The 16,420-nt window shown below is 73.1% G+C and carries 19 protein-coding genes; 8 read left to right on the forward strand and 11 right to left on the reverse strand.

Annotated features, from left to right (window positions below):
* Positions 1-17: 17 nt before the first annotated feature.
* The 5 genes from QOZ86_RS12720 to QOZ86_RS12740 all read right to left on the reverse strand — a co-directional run bounded on the left by QOZ86_RS12720 (position 18) and on the right by QOZ86_RS12740 (position 5,235).
* Entirely contained in the window at positions 18-557 is a 540-nt protein-coding gene (locus QOZ86_RS12720) for a carboxymuconolactone decarboxylase family protein (RefSeq protein ID WP_284492338.1), read from the reverse strand.
* Between the two features lie 156 nt (positions 558-713).
* Positions 714-2,894 (reverse strand): glycogen debranching N-terminal domain-containing protein, encoded by a 2,181-nt coding sequence (locus tag QOZ86_RS12725; protein WP_284492339.1) that lies wholly within the window; start codon positions 2,892-2,894, stop codon positions 714-716.
* Positions 2,895-2,897: 3 nt separating this feature from the next.
* Positions 2,898-3,905 (reverse strand): SDR family oxidoreductase, encoded by a 1,008-nt coding sequence (locus QOZ86_RS12730; protein ID WP_284492340.1) that lies wholly within the window; start codon positions 3,903-3,905, stop codon positions 2,898-2,900.
* Between the two features lie 46 nt (positions 3,906-3,951).
* Positions 3,952-4,407: an SRPBCC family protein gene (locus QOZ86_RS12735; RefSeq protein ID WP_284492341.1), complete on the reverse strand. Its 456-nt coding sequence runs from the start codon at positions 4,405-4,407 to the stop codon at positions 3,952-3,954.
* A 120-nt stretch (positions 4,408-4,527) separates the two neighbouring features.
* On the reverse strand, positions 4,528-5,235 hold the full coding sequence (locus tag QOZ86_RS12740) for a Crp/Fnr family transcriptional regulator (RefSeq protein ID WP_284492342.1): 708 nt from the start codon (positions 5,233-5,235) through the stop codon (positions 4,528-4,530).
* A 265-nt stretch (positions 5,236-5,500) separates the two neighbouring features.
* Between QOZ86_RS12740 and QOZ86_RS12745 the strand changes: the two genes are divergently transcribed.
* The 7 genes from QOZ86_RS12745 (at position 5,501) to QOZ86_RS12775 (ending at position 10,591) form a co-directional block, all read left to right on the forward strand.
* Positions 5,501-6,508 (forward strand): SDR family oxidoreductase, encoded by a 1,008-nt coding sequence (locus QOZ86_RS12745; protein WP_284492343.1) that lies wholly within the window; start codon positions 5,501-5,503, stop codon positions 6,506-6,508.
* Positions 6,505-6,972 (forward strand): hypothetical protein, encoded by a 468-nt coding sequence (locus QOZ86_RS12750; protein WP_284492344.1) that lies wholly within the window; start codon positions 6,505-6,507, stop codon positions 6,970-6,972. Before QOZ86_RS12745 ends, QOZ86_RS12750 begins: the two co-directional genes overlap by 4 nt.
* 163 nt (positions 6,973-7,135) lie before the next feature.
* A complete protein-coding gene (locus tag QOZ86_RS12755) occupies positions 7,136-7,873 on the forward strand; it encodes a TVP38/TMEM64 family protein (protein ID WP_284492345.1) in 738 nt (245 codons plus the stop codon).
* Between the two features lie 127 nt (positions 7,874-8,000).
* Positions 8,001-8,189, forward strand: a complete 189-nt coding sequence (locus QOZ86_RS12760; protein ID WP_284492346.1) for a thioredoxin domain-containing protein — start codon at positions 8,001-8,003, stop codon at positions 8,187-8,189.
* A 3-nt stretch (positions 8,190-8,192) separates the two neighbouring features.
* Positions 8,193-8,798, forward strand: a complete 606-nt coding sequence (locus QOZ86_RS12765; RefSeq protein WP_284492347.1) for a TlpA family protein disulfide reductase — start codon at positions 8,193-8,195, stop codon at positions 8,796-8,798.
* Positions 8,799-9,120: 322 nt separating this feature from the next.
* Entirely contained in the window at positions 9,121-9,678 is a 558-nt protein-coding gene (locus QOZ86_RS12770) for a hypothetical protein (protein ID WP_284492348.1), read from the forward strand.
* Positions 9,679-9,796: 118 nt separating this feature from the next.
* On the forward strand, positions 9,797-10,591 hold the full coding sequence (locus QOZ86_RS12775; protein ID WP_284492349.1) for a DUF427 domain-containing protein: 795 nt from the start codon (positions 9,797-9,799) through the stop codon (positions 10,589-10,591).
* A 6-nt stretch (positions 10,592-10,597) separates the two neighbouring features.
* Here the strand turns inward: QOZ86_RS12775 and QOZ86_RS12780 are convergent, their stop codons facing one another.
* The 6 genes from QOZ86_RS12780 to QOZ86_RS12805 form a co-directional block, all read right to left on the reverse strand.
* Positions 10,598-11,269 (reverse strand): haloacid dehalogenase type II, encoded by a 672-nt coding sequence (locus QOZ86_RS12780; protein WP_284492350.1) that lies wholly within the window; start codon positions 11,267-11,269, stop codon positions 10,598-10,600.
* 64 nt (positions 11,270-11,333) lie between these two features.
* Complete coding sequence (locus tag QOZ86_RS12785; protein ID WP_284492351.1) at positions 11,334-12,104, reverse strand: hypothetical protein; 771 nt, start codon at positions 12,102-12,104, stop codon at positions 11,334-11,336.
* Entirely contained in the window at positions 12,094-12,960 is an 867-nt protein-coding gene (locus tag QOZ86_RS12790; RefSeq protein WP_284492352.1) for an alpha/beta fold hydrolase, read from the reverse strand. Before QOZ86_RS12790 ends, QOZ86_RS12785 begins: the two co-directional genes overlap by 11 nt.
* Positions 12,957-13,445, reverse strand: coding sequence for a vitamin K epoxide reductase family protein (locus QOZ86_RS12795; protein ID WP_284492353.1), 489 nt, complete (start codon positions 13,443-13,445; stop codon positions 12,957-12,959). Before QOZ86_RS12795 ends, QOZ86_RS12790 begins: the two co-directional genes overlap by 4 nt.
* Before the next feature lie 304 nt (positions 13,446-13,749).
* Positions 13,750-14,352 (reverse strand): NAD(P)H:quinone oxidoreductase, encoded by a 603-nt coding sequence (wrbA, locus tag QOZ86_RS12800; RefSeq protein ID WP_284492354.1) that lies wholly within the window; start codon positions 14,350-14,352, stop codon positions 13,750-13,752.
* A 139-nt stretch (positions 14,353-14,491) separates the two neighbouring features.
* A complete protein-coding gene (locus QOZ86_RS12805) occupies positions 14,492-14,965 on the reverse strand; it encodes a heavy metal-responsive transcriptional regulator (RefSeq protein ID WP_284492355.1) in 474 nt (157 codons plus the stop codon).
* Between the two features lie 86 nt (positions 14,966-15,051).
* On the opposite strand from QOZ86_RS12805, the gene merA reads away from it, so the two are divergent.
* Complete coding sequence (gene merA, locus QOZ86_RS12810) at positions 15,052-16,419, forward strand: mercury(II) reductase (RefSeq protein ID WP_284492356.1); 1,368 nt, start codon at positions 15,052-15,054, stop codon at positions 16,417-16,419.
* The last annotated feature ends 1 nt before the right edge of the window (position 16,420 follow it).

Consider the following 16,420-nt stretch of genomic DNA (forward strand, 5'->3'; position numbering starts at 1 on the left):
ACGGCGGCACCTGCGGGTCAGAGGGCCGGGGCCGCCGGCAGGTCCAGGTCGGTCTGGACCAGGTGGTTGAAGTAGTTGGTGAACAGGTTCAGCGCGACGTGCGCCGACGTCTCGGTGAGCTCGGCATCGGTCCAGCCGGCGTCGAGCGCCGCCTGCCACGTGCTGTCCTGGACGTGACCGACCTCGCTGGTCTGCTCGCGCACGAGGGCCAGGAGCGCACCCAGCTTCGGGTCCTCGACCTGGCCGCGGCGGATGTCGATCGTCTCCTGCTCGCTGAGGCCGGCCGCCTTGCCGCCGGCGGTGTGCGCGGCCTGGCAGTAGGAGCACTCGTCGACGTTGGCCACGGCGAGCGCGATTGCCTCGCGGGTCCGGCCGTCGAACGTGCCGGTGTCCTGCATGACCTGCTGGACGGCGACGTAGGTCTGCAGCACGGCGGGGGAGTGCGCCATCGCGCCGTGGATGTTGAGGACCTTGCCGAACTTCGCCTCGAGCGCCTTGAGCGCGTCACGGCTGCCCTCGGGGGCGGAGTCGACGGCGTGGACGGGGATGCGGGTCATGGTGTCGCCTTTCGTCAGCGGTTGGGAAGTGGCCCGGAGGCCTCGGTGGCACAGCGCCGCCGGTTGCGCGGCTGTGCCCGGTTGGTCACCTGGGTTGCCGTGTCAGGGCTGTCGTGTCACGCCGTGCGCGAGCGGGAAGGCGTTGGGTCGGCGCGCTCATCGGGACACCAGACTCTCCACGGCCCGCGCCGTGCGTGCCTGGGGGGTGCGCAGGGACGGGCGCTGCCGGACCAGCAGCCGCCCCGTTCGCAGCTGCGCGCGCCACCGGGTCCGGTCGCCGTGCCGCCAGACGTGCAGGTCCACGACGGCGTCTCCGACGCGGAGCCGGCGCAGGTTCAGTTCCGGCAGCCAGTCGGGCAGCCGCGGATCGACGAGTAGCAGCCGTGCCGGGGCGAACGGCCGGATGCCCAGCAGCGCCTGGATCATCAGGACCGTCCCGCTGGCCGACCAGGACTGCGGGGCGTTGGCCTGCGGGTAGACGCCCGGGTGCGGGTGGTCCGGGTCACGCTGGAGGCCACCGAGTGCCTCCGGGATGCGGTTGGCGGTGAAGAGCTCGGCCGTGTCGAACAGCCCCCGCGCCAGGCGGTGGAGCTCCTCCCAGCAGCCGTAGCGGCCGAACCCGGCGGCGATGCTGCCCTGCTCGACGGCCCAGACGCTGCCCAGGTGGTAGCTGAAGGGGTTGTAGGCGGGGTTCTCGGTGGACAGGGTGCGGACGCCCCAGCCGGAGAACATGTCCGGCTGCATGAGCCGGGCGGCCACCCGCCGGCCCTGCTCGGGGGTGGCGACGCCGGTGAGCAGCATGTGCCCGGCGTTGCTGGTCACCGGGGTGAGCGGCCGCCCGCCGGAGTCCAGGCCCAGGGCGTAGACGCCCTCGTCGTCCAGCCAGAGCCGGTCGTTGATCCGCCGGCGCAGCCGTCCGGCCTGCGCCAGGAGCCGGCGAGCGTGCAGCCGGTCGCCGGCGGAGGCGAGGACGGGGGCGATGTTGCGCAGCGCCGAGTACCAGTAGCCCTGCAGCTCGCAGGTGACCAGGGGGTCGGTCCGGACGTGCCCGTCGGCGTCGACGATCGCGTTCTTCGCGTCCTTCCAGCCCTGGTTGCGCACCCCCTTCTCCGAGCGGCGGCGGTACTCCAGCAGCCCGTCGCGGTCCAGGTCGCCGTAGCGGTCGAGCCAGGTCAGCGCCCGGCGGGCGGCCGGCAGCAGCTCGAGGGCGGTGTCGCGGTCGCCGGTCCAAGCGTAGTACTGGCCGAGCATGGCGACGTAGTCGACCGGGGTGGCGTAGTCGCCGTAGTAGCGGTCGAAGGGGTTGTCGCCGCGCGCGGAGGCCGGGGCGTCGCCGGCCTGGTGGATCATCGCGCCGGGTTCCTCATCGCGCCAGTCGTCGATCCGGTCGCCCTGCAGAGCGGCGTTGACCCGCAGGGCGTCGCGCAGCGGGGTGCGCAGCGCGAGAAGTGCCTGCCAGCCGGTGGTGAGGGTGTCGCGGCCGAAGAACTGGTCGTAGAGCGGCACGCCGGCGATGAGCGCGTGCGGCCCGGCCTCGATCCCGAGCGGCAGGCTGGCCAGGTCGGCCAGAGCGGTGTCCCAGGTGCGCTGGACCGTGCTGTCGGGGACCTCCAGCAGCGGGGGTTCCTCGCCGAGGCGCCGGCCGACCAGGGTGGCGGTGGAGCCGACGGTGAAGGAGCCCGGGCCCGGACGGTGTTCCCGGCCGTCGACGACGGGGCAGACGGCCACCTCGATCCGGCGCCGGCCGCGGGCCGGCACCGCCAGCGAGATCGTCAGCGTGCCGTCGTCCCAGCCGGCGTCCAGGTCGCCGAGGACGTGGACCCGCACGGCCCGGTCGAGCCGGTCGCTGTCCAGCCGGAGCTCCAGCCGGCGCTCCGCGGCGTTCCAGGTGGTGAGGACCGGGCCGGTCGGTTCCGGCTTGCCCGAGTCGGCCTCGGCGGTGCCGCTGAAGTCCGCGGCCAGATGCAGACCGAGGACCAGTCGTCGTTCCTGATGGGTGTAGTTGGCGATCTCGGCGCGCAGCCGCAGCCCGTCGCCGACGAAGGCCGCGAGCTCCAGGTGAGCACCGGTGACCTCGCTGAACGCTTCGGCCTCGTGCAGCTCCTGCGGCTCCGGCACCTCGGCGTAGCCGAGCAGCGCGTCATGGGCCACGTCGCTCCAGGCGAACGGGGTCACCTGCTGCCCGTCGATGGACCAGGTCAGTCGGGAGAGCATCCGGGTGTTGTGGAAGTAGAAGCCTTCGGCGCCCTCCCCGGTGCAGAGGCCGAGCGGGCTGGTGACCAGCAGCGCGCGGTCCCGGTAGGCGAAACGCTGGTGCGGGCGGGTGCGCAGCTCCACCGGTCACCGCCCCCCGCGCCGCAGCGCGGCGACGCCCAGGACGGCCCCCGCGGCGAGGAGGACCCGGATGCGCTGGGGGTGCTGTTCCAGCGCGGTGGTGTAGATGCTGGTGGACTTCGCCCGCTGTCCGAAGCTGCCCTCCACCGCCCCCGGCCCGGTGCTCGCGGTGAAGAGGTTGTCGGTACCGACGTCGGGCCTGTCCGTCTGCTGCTTCTGCACGGTCTTGCCGACGCGCAGCAACAGCGTCGCGGCCGACCGGGGGGCGATCCGGTGCACCAGTTCCAGCACCTTGCCGCCCCCGCCGACGGCCATCCGCGGCTGCGGATGGGAGATGGCCCGGAGCACCGCCTCGGCGACCACCCGGGGCTGGTAGATCGGCGGCACCGGCTGGGGGAGGACCCCTAGCTTCGACCGGGCGTGCTCGAACAACGGCGTGTTGATCGACGACGGCAGCAGCGTGCTGACCGTGACCGGGCTGCCCTCGTGCTCGAGTTCCATCCGCAAGGACTCGGCGAACCCGAGGATCCCGTGCTTCGCCGCGACATACGGAGCCTGCAGCGGTACGGCCTGGACGGCGAGTGCGCTGGCCACGTTGACGATGCCGCCCTGGCCCTGACCGCGCATCTGCTCCAGGGCAGCTTTCATCCCGTGGATCTGGCCCAGGAGGATCACCTGGATGGCGCGGGCGATCTCCTCGATGCTGAGCCGGTGGACCTCGCCGTAGACCGCGGTCGCCGCGCAGTTCACCCAGCTGTCGATCCGGCCGAACCGGTCGACGGCGTCATGCGCCAGCCCCTCCACCTGCGCCCACTCCGCCACGTCGGTGGGGCGGACCAGGGCCGTGCCACCGAGCCGGGTCACCTCGGCGTCCAACGTGCGTAGCGCTTCCTCGTTGCGGGCCGCGAGCACGACCGTGGCGCCCTGTTCGGCCAGCAGCAGCGCGGTCTCGCGGCCGACGCCGGAGGAGGCGCCGGTGATCACGACGACCTGGTCGGGAACGGGACGGGGCATCGATCGACCTTTCAGCAGTGGTGGGCGGGCGGTGCGGCGTGGCGGGTCAGTGCGAGGCACGCCCCTCGACCAGTTCCTTGAGGTTGTGCAGCGAGTGCTCCAGCTCGCGCTCGTTGCGCCGCTCGGCGTAGGCCGAGTCGACGAGTTCGCCGATGAAGCCGCCGGGAAGTTCGTAGTCCAGCTCGACGTCCACCCGGCTTCCGCCGTCGGCGTCTTCGACGGTCTGCACCATCCGGAGCAGTCCGCCGCCGGGGGCTTCGGAGGCGTAGGCCACCCGCTGCGGCCGCTGGAGCTGGGTGACCTCCCAGGTGCTCTCCAGGTGCCGCCCGAGGACCCGCAAGGTCTGGACGAACGTGTCGCCCTCCTCGATCGGCTTGCGAGGGGTTCCGTGGGTCTCCACGGTGATCGTCGACCACACGGGCAGGAGGTCGAGGTCGGTGAGCGCCTCGAACACCTGCTCCCGGGATGCATTGACCTCGACGCTCTTGTCGATCTTCGCCATCACGGCACCTCCACGGCCGACACTCGTCACTCCCGGTGAACGACGGCTGCGCGGCCCTCCGTGGTGGTCGCCGTGCCCGTACCCGGCACCGCAGAACGGACATTGCACTCCAGGTGACGATCAGCGGGATGGTTGCGGCAGCAGGTCTCCGCCCAGCAACGCCTCCAGCCCCGGGACGTCGGTCAGCTCCACCTGGCCGTAGCCGCTCTTGATGAGCCCGGCATCGGTGAGGGTGCGCATGACCCGGCTGACCGACTGCCGCCGCGCGCCGACCAGGTCGGCGATCACCTCGTGCGTGAGCCGGACGGTGATCCGGCCGGACTCGTCCTCCTGCTGCTCCAGCAGGATGAACGCCACCTGGGCCTCCAGACGGCGAGTCATCATCACGGCCAGCCGACGGCGGTCGGCATCCAGGCGGCGGGCGATCGAAGCCATCCAGCGCAGGCAGAGCGCGGGGAACTGCTGCAGCAGGTGCATCCACTCCCTGTCGGTGATCTCGATGACCCAGGTGCCCCGGGAGGCGACAGCGTCGAAGGGCATCGGCGATCCGAGGAGCACGGGGATGTCGGCGATGACGCCGCCGCGGCGCACGAGCGCCATGACCACCCGGCCACCACTGGGCAGCCGGGCCAGCAGTTCCAGCTCACCGTCGAGGACCACCAGGACGCGGTGGGTCTCCTGGCCGGCCGCGGCAACGAGCTGCCCGGCAGGAACCCCCCGCGGAGTGCCGGCCTTGCGCAGGTGGGCCAGCATCTCCCCCTCCAGGAGCGTCAGGTCGTGCCGTGCGGACACTCCGCTGATCCAGCGACCGGGAGGACCGATCGGCATGTGGGCTCCTTCCGTCCGGGTGGCCATGATCGTGCCCGTGCCCGCCGGTCCCCGCCGTGCGGAACTCACACCGTCACCTCGAGTGCAGTGGCCGTTTCCGATCGGCCGTGCCGAACATGCCCCCCGGGTCGCCTGGTCGGCCGGGCTGAGGAGTGCCGCGCGGTGACTGACCCGATGCACATCCGGGCAGGACCGTCGACGACGTCCAGAGACCGCGGGTCGCGACCAGGCGCCATCGGTACCGGCCCCCGACGAGAGGAGAAGCATGACCCGATCGGATCGATCCCAGCCGCAGGTCGTCGTCGTCACCGGCGCCAGTGCGGGACTCGGCCGTGCCATCGCGCACGCCTTCGCCGACCGCGGGGACCGAGTAGCGCTGCTGGCCCGCAACAGAGCGGCGCTGGAGGCGGCGGCGGAGGAGGTGCGCTCCCGCGGCGGGACACCGCTGGTGGTGGAGGTCGACGTCGCCGACGACGCCCAGGTCGAGGCGGCGGCCGATCAGGTGGAGCGCGAGCTGGGGCCCATCGACGTCTGGGTCAACAACGCCATGGCCGCGGTATTCGCCCCCTTCCTGCAGGTCACTGCCGAGGAGTACCGGCGCGGCGTGGAGGTGACCTTCCTCGGTTCGGTCAACGGCGCCCGGGCGGCGCTCTGCCGCATGACGCAGCGCGACGCCGGCCACCTCATCCAGGTCGGTTCGTCGCTGGCCTTCCGCGGCATCCCGCTGCAGTCGGTGTACTGCGCGTCCAAGCACGCGCTCAACGGCCTCTACGACTCGCTGCGCGCCGAACTGCTGCACGACGGCAGCCGGGTGCAGATCACCTCCGTGCACATGCCCGCGATGAACACTCCGCAGTTCCGGCTGGGGCTGGCGAAGATGCCGCGCAAACCGCAGCCGGTACCACCGATCTACCAGCCCGAGGTCGCCGCAGAGGCGGTGGTGTGGGCCAGCGAGCACCGGCGCCGGGAGGTGTGGGTGGGCGCCTCCACCGTGGCCACGATCCTGGGCAGCCGGCTGGCCGGCGGGCTGCTGGACCACTACCTGGGCCGTACCGGCTACTCGTCGCAGCAGACCGACGAGCCGGCCGACGCCGACGCGCCGGACTACCTGTTCTCCCCGGTACCCGGCGACCACGGCACCCACGGGCCCTTCGACGACCGGGCGCACACCCGCAGCGTCCAGCTACCGCTGAGCCTGCACCGCTGTGCCGTCGCCGCCGGCCTGGGCCTGCTGGGCGCCGCCGCCACCGCCGCGCTCGCCCGGCGGCGGTGATCGGCCACGAGCACGATGACGTCGAGGACCTGTCGGGGGCGCGCGACGTGCCGCGGTCCTCGCCGTCGGCGGTGTGGACACCCGTGTTCTGGACGCTGGCAGTAGGACTGGTGTGGGTCACGCTGGCCGCATGGCGACCGACCACCACGTGGCATCTCGCCCCGGCGCTGCTCGCCGGGGTCGCGCCGTGGGTGGTCGCACAGGACGCGCGAGCCGGTGACCGACGGGCGGTCCGTCGCGTGGTGGGAGCGGCGGTCACCGGGCTCGTCGTCTCGGTGCTGGTCACCTGGGTCCTGGCGTCGGCCGGACTGCTGCGCGGCCCCACCATCCCGGGTTTCGCCGATCCGCTGGTCGAGTCGTCGATCCTCGCAGGAGCAGGAGCCCTGCTGGCCGCGGCCTTCGGCGTGCGCCGGGCGATGCGTGCCCCGGCGCGCATCGATCCGCAGGGGTGGGGCGGCACGTGATGGTGCACGGGAACGCGGTGTTCCTCCTCGCCCGGGCCGGACATCGGTCGGTCCTGACCGGGCCCGCCCATGCGCGGACCGTCGGGGTGGTCGCACCCGTCCCGGTCGGCATCCGCGACCTGCGCGTCGATCCCGGACTCGCCGGGGACGGGTCCTGGCGGCGATGAGCACCCACATCGGTCCGTCACCGGACCGGCCCGTCGAGGACGAGGGGCGACGTCTCGTGTGGGGCCGGCTGACCCTGCTGGTGCTCGTGGTCACGCTGGGGGCGGTGGTCGCGGCGCTGGTCGGATTGCCCGATGCGGAGCAGTTGCGGGCGGACGTCGCCGCGATGGGGCGGGCGGCGCCTGCGCTGTTCATCCTGCTGTACGCCGTGGCGACCCTGGCGCCGCTGCCGAAGAACGTGCTCAGCGCGGCGGCCGGTCTGCTGTTCGGACTCGTCGAGGGGCTCGTGGTCGTCCTGCTGGGCGCGCTGCTGGGTGCGCTGGCCGCCTTCGCGCTGGGACGGGCGCTGGGCCGGGATGCGGTCGAACGACTCACCGGCGCCCGGGTGGCCCGCGTCGATGCGCTGCTCGGCCGGTATGGACTGCTGGCGGTTCTGGGGGTCCGACTGGTGCCGGTGCTGCCCTTCACCGCGATCAACTACGCCGCCGGGCTGACCGCCGTCCGTATCCGTGACTACGTGATCGGCACCGCCCTCGGGATCATCCCGGGCACGGTCGCCTACGTCGCGCTCGGCGCGTACGGCACGTCACCCGGATCATGGCCGTTCGTCGTAGCCGTCCTGGCCCTCGTCGTGCTGACCGCCGGAGGTGCGGTCGCCGCGCGCCGCTACCGCCGCCGCGGGAGGGTGCCGGAGTCGCGAGGACATCTCCGGCGCCGTGCCGGAGGTCGTCGCTGACCGTTCGGCGGGCGGCGAGCTCGGCCCGCTGCCGCGGCGCGGTAAGCATCGGTTCCATCCGGCCGACACGGGTAACGGGTCGCCGTCCGCCTTTCGGGGACACACCCGTCATGAGCCGGGAGACAGCATGAGCGAATACAGGTACCAGCACTTCCACGCCGGCCTGCTCGTCGAGGACCGTGGCTTCCTGGGCGGGATCGAGCCCGGTGGCCGGTTCCCGGACTTCGACCTGCCCACGGTCAACGGTGAACGAGCCACCAGCCGGGAGCTGATCGGCGAGAAGCCCCTGCTGGTCTACTTCGGTTCGGTCACCTAGCCCATGACCGCCAGCGCCGGTCCGGCGCTGCAGCAGCTCTACGACGAGTTCGGGGACCGGGTCCGCTTCCTGACCCTCTACGTGCGCGAGGCCCATCCGGGTGACCGCTACGTCCAACCGGGGGACATGGCGACCAAGATCGCGCACGCGCGGGCCTACGCGGAGCGCGACGGCATCCGCTGGCCGGTGGCCGTCGACGACGTCGACGGGACACTGCACCGCCGGCTCGACGACAAGCCCGATGCCGCCTATCTCATCGGCGCCGACGGCAGCGTGCTGTTCCGCGGGCTGTGGGCCAACGAGCACGAACACCTGCGGGCGGCCCTCCAAGCCGCGGCCGACGGGCACCCGGGCCCGATCGGGCAGTCCGAGGCCAAGGGCCGGGCCCTGCTGCGCGGCACCGGCATGATGTGGCAGACGCTGAGCGCGGCCGGCCCGGTCGCGCTGCGGGACGTGGCCCGGCAGGCGCCGCCGATGTGGCTGTCGGCCCGGCTGGCGCATCTCGCACATCCGCTGCCCCCGCTGGCTCGTGGAGCGATCGGGACCGCACTGCCGATGGTCGCCATGATGGGTGGTGCACTCGCCTGGCGGCGCCGCCGGCGCACGTAGTGGTCGGCGGTGGCCCGGCCGGCCGTGGCGTCGGCCGGGCCACCGCTGTCCGTTCACCGGACGCCGCCGATCAGGTCGTACGTCGATGGCCTCCGCGCCGCCGGAGGTCCCGGATCTCTCGGTGCTCGTGGCGAGCGGCGCCGGCCGCGGCGGGTTGCTGCCGCCACCATCCTGGGCAGCCGCGTGCTCGGACAATGTCCGCCAAGTGACGTTCGCCGGTACGGGGCGGGCTGCCAGGGCAGAGGAACCCGGCGTCCTCCTCGTGGGAGGCCGCCGGCTGAAGAGCTGTAGCTGGGGGACCCGACGACAGCGAGGACACGAGATGACCAGGTCCAGGAACGATCGACATGACACGGCGATGACGGCCGGCGGGGTGACGGCCGGCGGGGTGACGGCCGCTCCCGAGCCGATGGGCCGCCGCTTGCTGCGTGGCGCGATCGGCGGCATCGTCGCCGGCATCCCCTTCGCGGTGATCACGATGTGGTTCACCTCCACGACGGGCGGTGGCTGGCTGGCGCCGCTCAAGCTCATCTCGACGATCGTGCTGGGCGCCGACGCACTCCAGGCCGGCACCGCGCAGCCATGGGTCGGCGTCGCCGTGCACATGGTGCTCTCCGCCCTCCTGGGCATGGCCTTCGCGCTCATCGCGCCGGCGCTGCGGACCAACGGCATCGCCGCGTTGGTCGGCACGGTCTACGGCGCGCTCCTCTACGTGGTCAACTTCCTGATCATCGGCAACACGATCCTGCCGCAGTTCCAGATGCCCAACCAGCCGTTCGAGGTGCTCACGCACATCGTCTTCGGCACGCTGCTGAGCTTCTTCTTCTACAGCTCGGGCGTGCGTCGGAACGAGCCCTTCCTCGCCACCGGCCGCCGGTGACGTCCGGCCGGCGGCAGGGAAGGACGCCGAGTCTCGGCGTCCTTCCCTGCTGCCCGGTCATCGGGGGAGGCCGCGCCACGGCCGAGCGGATGCCGGCGGCCCCGCCTACGGTCGGGTCATGTCACTGACTCTCGGCACCGGCCCCCTCGCCCGGCCCTCGGAGGGCCGGCTCAACGCCGACCTCTGGTCCGTGGCGCCGGAGCACGCGCTCTACCTGCACCCCCTGCAGGAGCGCATCCGTGGCGTACTCGGCGGGCGCACCGTCGTGGACACGACCAGCGCGGTGCTGCTGCACGAGACCGGGCTGCTCCCGCGCTGGTACCTCCCGCTGGCCGACGTCGCGCCCGGCGTGCTGCACCCCAGCGACACCCGCACGACGTGCCCGTTCAAGGGTGAGGCCCGCTACTGGCACCTGGAGGTCGGCGACCACCGGGTGGAGGACGCCGCCTGGTCCTATCCCGAACCGGTGGCCGGGTGCCCACCGCTTGCCGGGCTGGTCTCCTTCTACCTGGAGCGGCTGGACGCCTGGTACGTCGAGGAAGAGGAGCTGCTCGGCCATCCCCGGGACCCGTTCCACCGCGTCGACGCCCGGCGCTCCTCCCGCCACGTGGTCGTCAGCGTCGGCGGGCAGGTGGTCGCCGAGACCCGCAGCCCGGTGGGGATCTTCGAGACCGGCATGCCGGCGCGCTGGTACGTGCCGGAGGCCGACGTGCACGGCGGCGTGCTGCAGCCGAGCGACACCACGTCGGTCTGCCCGTACAAGGGGGTGGCCAGCTACGAGCACGTGACCGTCGAGGGCCGGCGGTACGACGACGTGGTGTGGTGCTACCGGGAGCCGCTGCTCGAGGCTCTGCCGGCGGCCGGCTACCGCTCGTTCGACGGGGACGGTGTGGAGGTGCAGGTGAGCACCTGATCCAGCTCAGCCCAGCTGCTCGGCGAGGTCGGTCAGGCCGGTGGCGCGCCGCGACGGCGGGGTGAAGGACTCCGGGTAGGGCGTCCCGGCACGGTCGATCCACGCGGTGGCCAGCCCGGCTCGGGCGGCGCCGTCGATGTCCCACGGATGGACGGCCACCAAGAGCATCTCGGCCGGGTCGGTGCCGCAGGTGCGAGCGGCGTACTCGTAGGCGACGCGCGCCGGCTTCCAGGCGCCGGCGTCCTCCACCGACAGCAGCGCCTCGAACTCTCCGCGGATGCCGGCGCCGGTGAGCAGCGCCTCCGACACCGAGGTGGAGCCGTTGGTCAGGGTGACCAGGCGCCGTCCCGACGCGCGCAGGGCCCGGACCCCCGCGGGCACGTCGGGGTGCACGGCTAGCTGGCTGAACCCGCTCATGACGTGGTCGACGGCCGTGTCCAGGTCCCGGTCGAGATCCACGTCCCGCAGCAGCGTGCGCAGCCCGTCGACCCCGAGCTCGGCGAAGGGACGGGAGGCGCCGGCGGCGGTGAGGGCGAACCCGTCGCGCAGCAGCGAGGCGAACCACAGCTTGGACAGATGGGCGGGTGCTCCGATGTCGGCGAACCGCTGGGCCATCGGGCTCATGTCGGAGAGGGTCTCGTTGACGTCGAAGACGATCACGGACGGCGATGCACTCAACGCGGGGCTCCTGGGGGTCGGTGAGGCGAGGGGCGGACGGCGGATCGGGGTCGCGGGCCGGCGCTCATCCGGCGTCCGTGCTGGAGGCCGCCAGCACCAGGACCCGGGGGAGGGTGGCGAGATAGGAGTCCAGCACCGCAGCCATGCCGGGGCGCGCATCGGTCAGCCCGGCCTGCTCCAGGGCGGCCGGCGTGGCGGCGACCCGCCACGGGAGTCGGCGTGCCGCCTCGGACGCCCGCAGCTGCAGGTCGTCGGCGGCCGGCCGGCCGGCGGCGACCTGGGGACGCAGTGCCGCCCAGGCCGGTTCCAGCAGGCCCCGTCCGGCCAGCGTGCGCCAGATGCTGTTGACGATCGGCGTCTCCAGGGCGGCGCGGATCTCGCCGTAGAGATGGGGGGCCGGGGCGTCCTGCGGCGACGGCGCGGGGCTGCGCGGCTCCACCGGGCGGGGAGCGGGGGCGTCCCCCGGCGCGGACGGCACGTCCAGCTCGCCGTCCAGTGCCAGCCGCAGACCGGCGGTCAGGAGCAGCATCCGGCTCAGCGGACCGGCGAACTCCGCGAGCCCGGCCCGGACGTCGGCGTCGGCAGGCGGCTGCGCGAGCTCCCGCACCGCGGAGACCAACTGCTGGGCGGAGGAGCCGAACGAGGCGTCCGACAGCATTGGCGCGGCCTGCTCGTGGGCCAGCACGAGATATCCGGGGCACAGCGCCAGCGACTTGAACAGGCTCGGCACGAAGGGCATCCCGTCCAGCAGGTCGGCGTACACCCCGGCGACGACGCCCGTGGCCTCCGCCTCCTCCACCATGGGATAACCCACGAACCCGTCGTCACCGGCCATACGTCTCGCCCCGTCCCGGCGCGGTGCCCGTCGAGGGTGGCGTGAGCAGCTCGTTGACGGCTGCCGCGATGACCTCGGGATGGTCCTCGGGCGTGAAGTGCTTGCCCCCGGGGATCGGCTGCAGCGAAGTGCCGAGGTCGGCGGCGAGACGGCGGCCGTACTCGACCTTCTGGAACTGGTCGGCGTCCCCCCACACCACGCGGGCAGGGAGGCCGAGGCTGGGCAGCTGGTCGGCGACGGCGATCGTGTCCTCCACGTGTAGCGCGCTGACCTGGCGCATCAGGCTGCGCGCGGCGCCATGGGCGACGTAGTGCTGCCAGTGCACGCCGATCGACTCCAGCGCCCGTGCCCGGTCGTCGTGACCGCGGTGGATCAGCTGGACGAAGGAGGGGTAGAGGGCGAGCTCCGGCAGGTACCGCAGGACCGGCGCGGCCTGGCGCATGGCCTTCACGCTGGGGATCGGCCAGGAGTCGTAGCAGACGGCGTTGGTCAGCACGAGACCGGAGAACCGGCCGGGGGCCCGGGTGGCGGCGATCTGCGCCACTCCGCCGCCGAGGTCGTGGCCGACGAGGACCGGTGCCTCGACGCCGACCGTGTCGAGCCAGCGCAGCAGCCGGTCGGCCTGGGCGGTCAGGCCGAGATCGCGGCCTTCGCCGTCGGGGATGGAGCTGCCGTACCCGGCCATCTCCAGCGCGAGGGAACGGCCGCTGACCAGCGGCATGACGTGGCGCCACAGCCGGGGGGAGGTCGGGATGCCGTGCAGGAGGACGACGGGGGAGCCCTCGCCGTGCTCGAGCCAACGGATCGGCTCGCCGTCCATGAGGTCCTCGTGCAGGTGCCCGCCGAGCCCGTTCACGACCGGCTCCGCAGGCGACGGAGGGCGGCGCGCGCCTCGGGCAGGGCCAGCGGGAGAGTGGCGACCTGGGCCGCCGCGGCGACGGTGCACCAGGAGCAGACCTTGCGGTGCTTGGTCACCTGCTCGATGAACAGGTAGATGCCGCCGCCGGCGTCCGCCGCGGTCTTCGCGGCCAGCGCCAGCGGTATCCACGGCATCGTCCGGGCGCGGTTGCGGTCGCCCATGCCGGCCAGCGCCAGGGTGGCTCCGGCGCTCAGCAGGCCGATCGCGGCGTCCGGGGTCTTCAGCCGCTGGTAGGCCTCGCCGGCGGCGTCGACGGCGTCGGCGTCGAGGAACGGCAGCGACGGCTCGGGCATCCGGCGCAGCAACCCGAACTGGTAGAGACCGACCACACCCAGTGCGGCCGAGGCCAGCGAGGTCAGCCCCGCCACCCGGCGACGCTGCTCCAGGAAGCTGCCGCTGCCCCGCCGCAGGTCGTCACTCACCTGCTCTGCCGCCGGCGAGCTCGACCGGCCGATCCCTCCTGGCCGGGGGCGTACGGACGCCGCCGGCGGTCCGGCCGGGTGCCGTCTCACGCTGGTCGTTCGCATTGCGGGTCCTCCTCTGGTCGGTGGATCTCCGTGCTGCCATGCCCGGTCGGCAGCCGGGAAACGCGCCCGACGGCACACTTTCGGCGACCGATCCCGGTGAGGGAGCCGGAGAGGAAGGTCGGTTGCCGACGACCTGCCGACCGGCACCCCGGGACGCCCCGTGCCTCCGGCGGCGGGGCGTCCCGGGAGCAGCGGCGGGTCAGGCCACGAGCTTGGTGGTCACCTCGGCGAGGCGGCGGCCCTGGTAGCGGGCGGCAGCGAGCTCGGCCTCGGTGGCGGTGGCCGACTGGCCGCCGGAGGCGTTGGAGACGCCGTAGGGATTGCCACCCGCCGCGAACAGCAGGGGGTCGGTGTACCCGGGCGGCACGATGACCGCGCCGAAGTGGGAGAAGACGTTGAACAGCGTCAGGATCGTCGACTCGTTGCCGCCGTGGACGTTCTGCGCACTGGTGAAGGCGGTCGCGCCCTTGTTGGCGAGCTTCCCCGTGAACCACAGGCCGCCCAGGGTGTCGATGAACTGCTTCATCTGGGCCGCGGGCGTGCCGAAGCGGGTCGGCGTACCGAGGGCGTAGCCGTCGGCCCACTCCATGTCGGCCGGCGTGGCCACCTCGACCTCGCCGGCGGTGGCGTCCACGTGGGCTCGCCACAGCGGGTTGGAGTCGATCGCCTCGTCCGGAGCCAGCTCCGGCACCCGGCGCAGGCGCACCTCGGCGCCGGCCTCGCGGGCGCCGTCGGCCAGCGCGGCGGCCAGCTGGTGGACGTTCCCGGTGGACGAGTAGTAGATGACAGCGATGTTGGGCACGGTTCTCCTCTGATCGGGTGGCGCGGTCACGGCGGCTCGGTAGCCGGTGCGCCTCATTGAGCGCTCAACCGCGAATTCGACCGTAGGTCGCGCCGGTGGGTCCCGCGAGCCGAGAGGAGATGCGTGTCGGCGGCGCTGGTCAGCAGTGGGCGGCGCCGCGCCCCCTCCGCTGCTGTCCGTCCCGGCGTCCGGCAGTCCGCGTGGCGGCAGCGACGGCGTCGGTGGGGATCACCTGGCAGACGGCGGCGGGGCTGCACGCGGCCGGATCCAGCGTGCGGGCGCGCGAGCGGAGCCGCTGCACCTGTCTCCGTAGTGCGGTGAGTTCGGCGATGCGCCGGTCGAGGTCGGCGGCGTGCGTGTCCAGCAATGCCACGACGTGCTCGCACGGCGCGCCGCTGCCGTCCCGGACCATGATGACGTCGCGGATCTCGGCCAGGGTGAGCCCGGCGGCCTGGGCGGCCTTCACGAACGCCAACCGGTCGACGGCGCCCTCTTCGTACTCCCGGTACCCGGATGGGCGCCGAGCCGGTGCGGGGAGTACGCCGGCGGATTCGTAGAACCGGATCGTCTTCGCCGTCAGCCCGCTCCGGGCGGCGAGCTCGCCGATGCGCACCGGCGCACTCTACGCCTTGACCTTCCAGTGCAGTGGAAGCCCTACGGTCGGCCGCCAGGTCGTCGAACGGAGCAGAGGAGAGGCACATGGACGCAGTGGACCTCGTCGTCATCGGAACCGGGGGTGCGGCGATGGCCGCCGGCATCGAGGCGCGCTCACGCGGCAGGTCCGTAGTGCTGGTCGAGCACGGCCCGCTCGGCGGGACCTGCTTGAACATCGGCTGCGTGCCGAGCAAGACCCTGCTCGCCGCCGCCGGGCGGCGGCACCGGGCACAGGCCAGCCCGTTCCCGGCGGTACCGACCAGCGCCGACGGCGTGGACATGGCCGCGCTGATCGAGCAGAAGCAGGAGCTCGTCGACCGGCTGCGGCAGGTCAAGTACGCCGATGTCGCCGACGCACACGGCTTCCCGGTCCGGTACGGGCACGCGCGCTTCGTCGACGAGCAGACCCTGGAGGTCGACGGACAGCCGCTGATCGCCGGGGCCTACGTGGTGGCCACCGGCGCAGCCCCGCGCATACCTGACCTGCCCGGCCTGGCCGACGTCGACCATCTGACCTCCACCACGGCGATGGAGCTGATCTCCCTGCCCGAGTCGCTGGTCGTGCTCGGCGCCGGCTACGTCGGGCTGGAGCAGGCGCAGCTGTTCGCGCACCTGGGCGTGCAGGTCACCATTGTGGGCCGGTTCGCGCCGCGCACGGAACCCGAGATCGCGGCGGTGTTGCGGGAGGTGTTCGCCGACGACGGCATCACCGTGGTCGAGGAGCGTGGGGTGGCCGTCGCCGGCACCGCCGATGGCGTCGTGGTCACCACGAGCGGCGGCCGGGAGCTGGCGGGGCAGCGGCTGCTGGTGGCCACCGGCCGGTACGCCGACACCGGGGACCTGGGCCTGGACGCGGCCGGGGTGACGACCGGGGAGCGCGGCTTCATCGCCGTCGACGCCCACCAGCGCACCACGAACCCGCGCATCTTCGCCGCCGGCGATGTGTCCGGCGCGCCGCAGTACGTCTACGTCGCCGCGCAGACCGGGCACGCGGCCGGGGCCGGCGCGCTGGGCGAGCCGACGACGGTGGACTACCGCGGGCTGCCCGGGGTGACGTTCACGACCCCGCAGCTGGGCAGCGCCGGCCTCAGCGAGGATCAGGCCCTGGCCGCCGGACACGCCTGCGACTGCCGGGTCCTCGGCGCGCAGGACATCCCGCGGGCGCTCGCCGACCGGGACACCCGCGGCGCGCTCAAGCTGGTCGTCGACGCCGACACCGGCACGGTGCTGGGTGTCCACGCCGCTCTCGACGGGGCCGGCGACGTGATGCTGGCCGCCACCTATGCGATCAAGTACGGGCTCACCGTCGACGACCTTGCCGACACGTGGGCGCCGTACCTGACGATGAGCGAGGGCCTGCGCATTGCCGCCGGGCTGTTCCGCACCGACAAGCCGACCAGTTGCTGCGCATGAG

The sequence above is a fragment of the Blastococcus capsensis genome (genome assembly GCF_030165005.1).
GTDB classification, from domain to species: Bacteria; Actinomycetota; Actinomycetes; order Mycobacteriales; family Geodermatophilaceae; genus Blastococcus; species Blastococcus capsensis.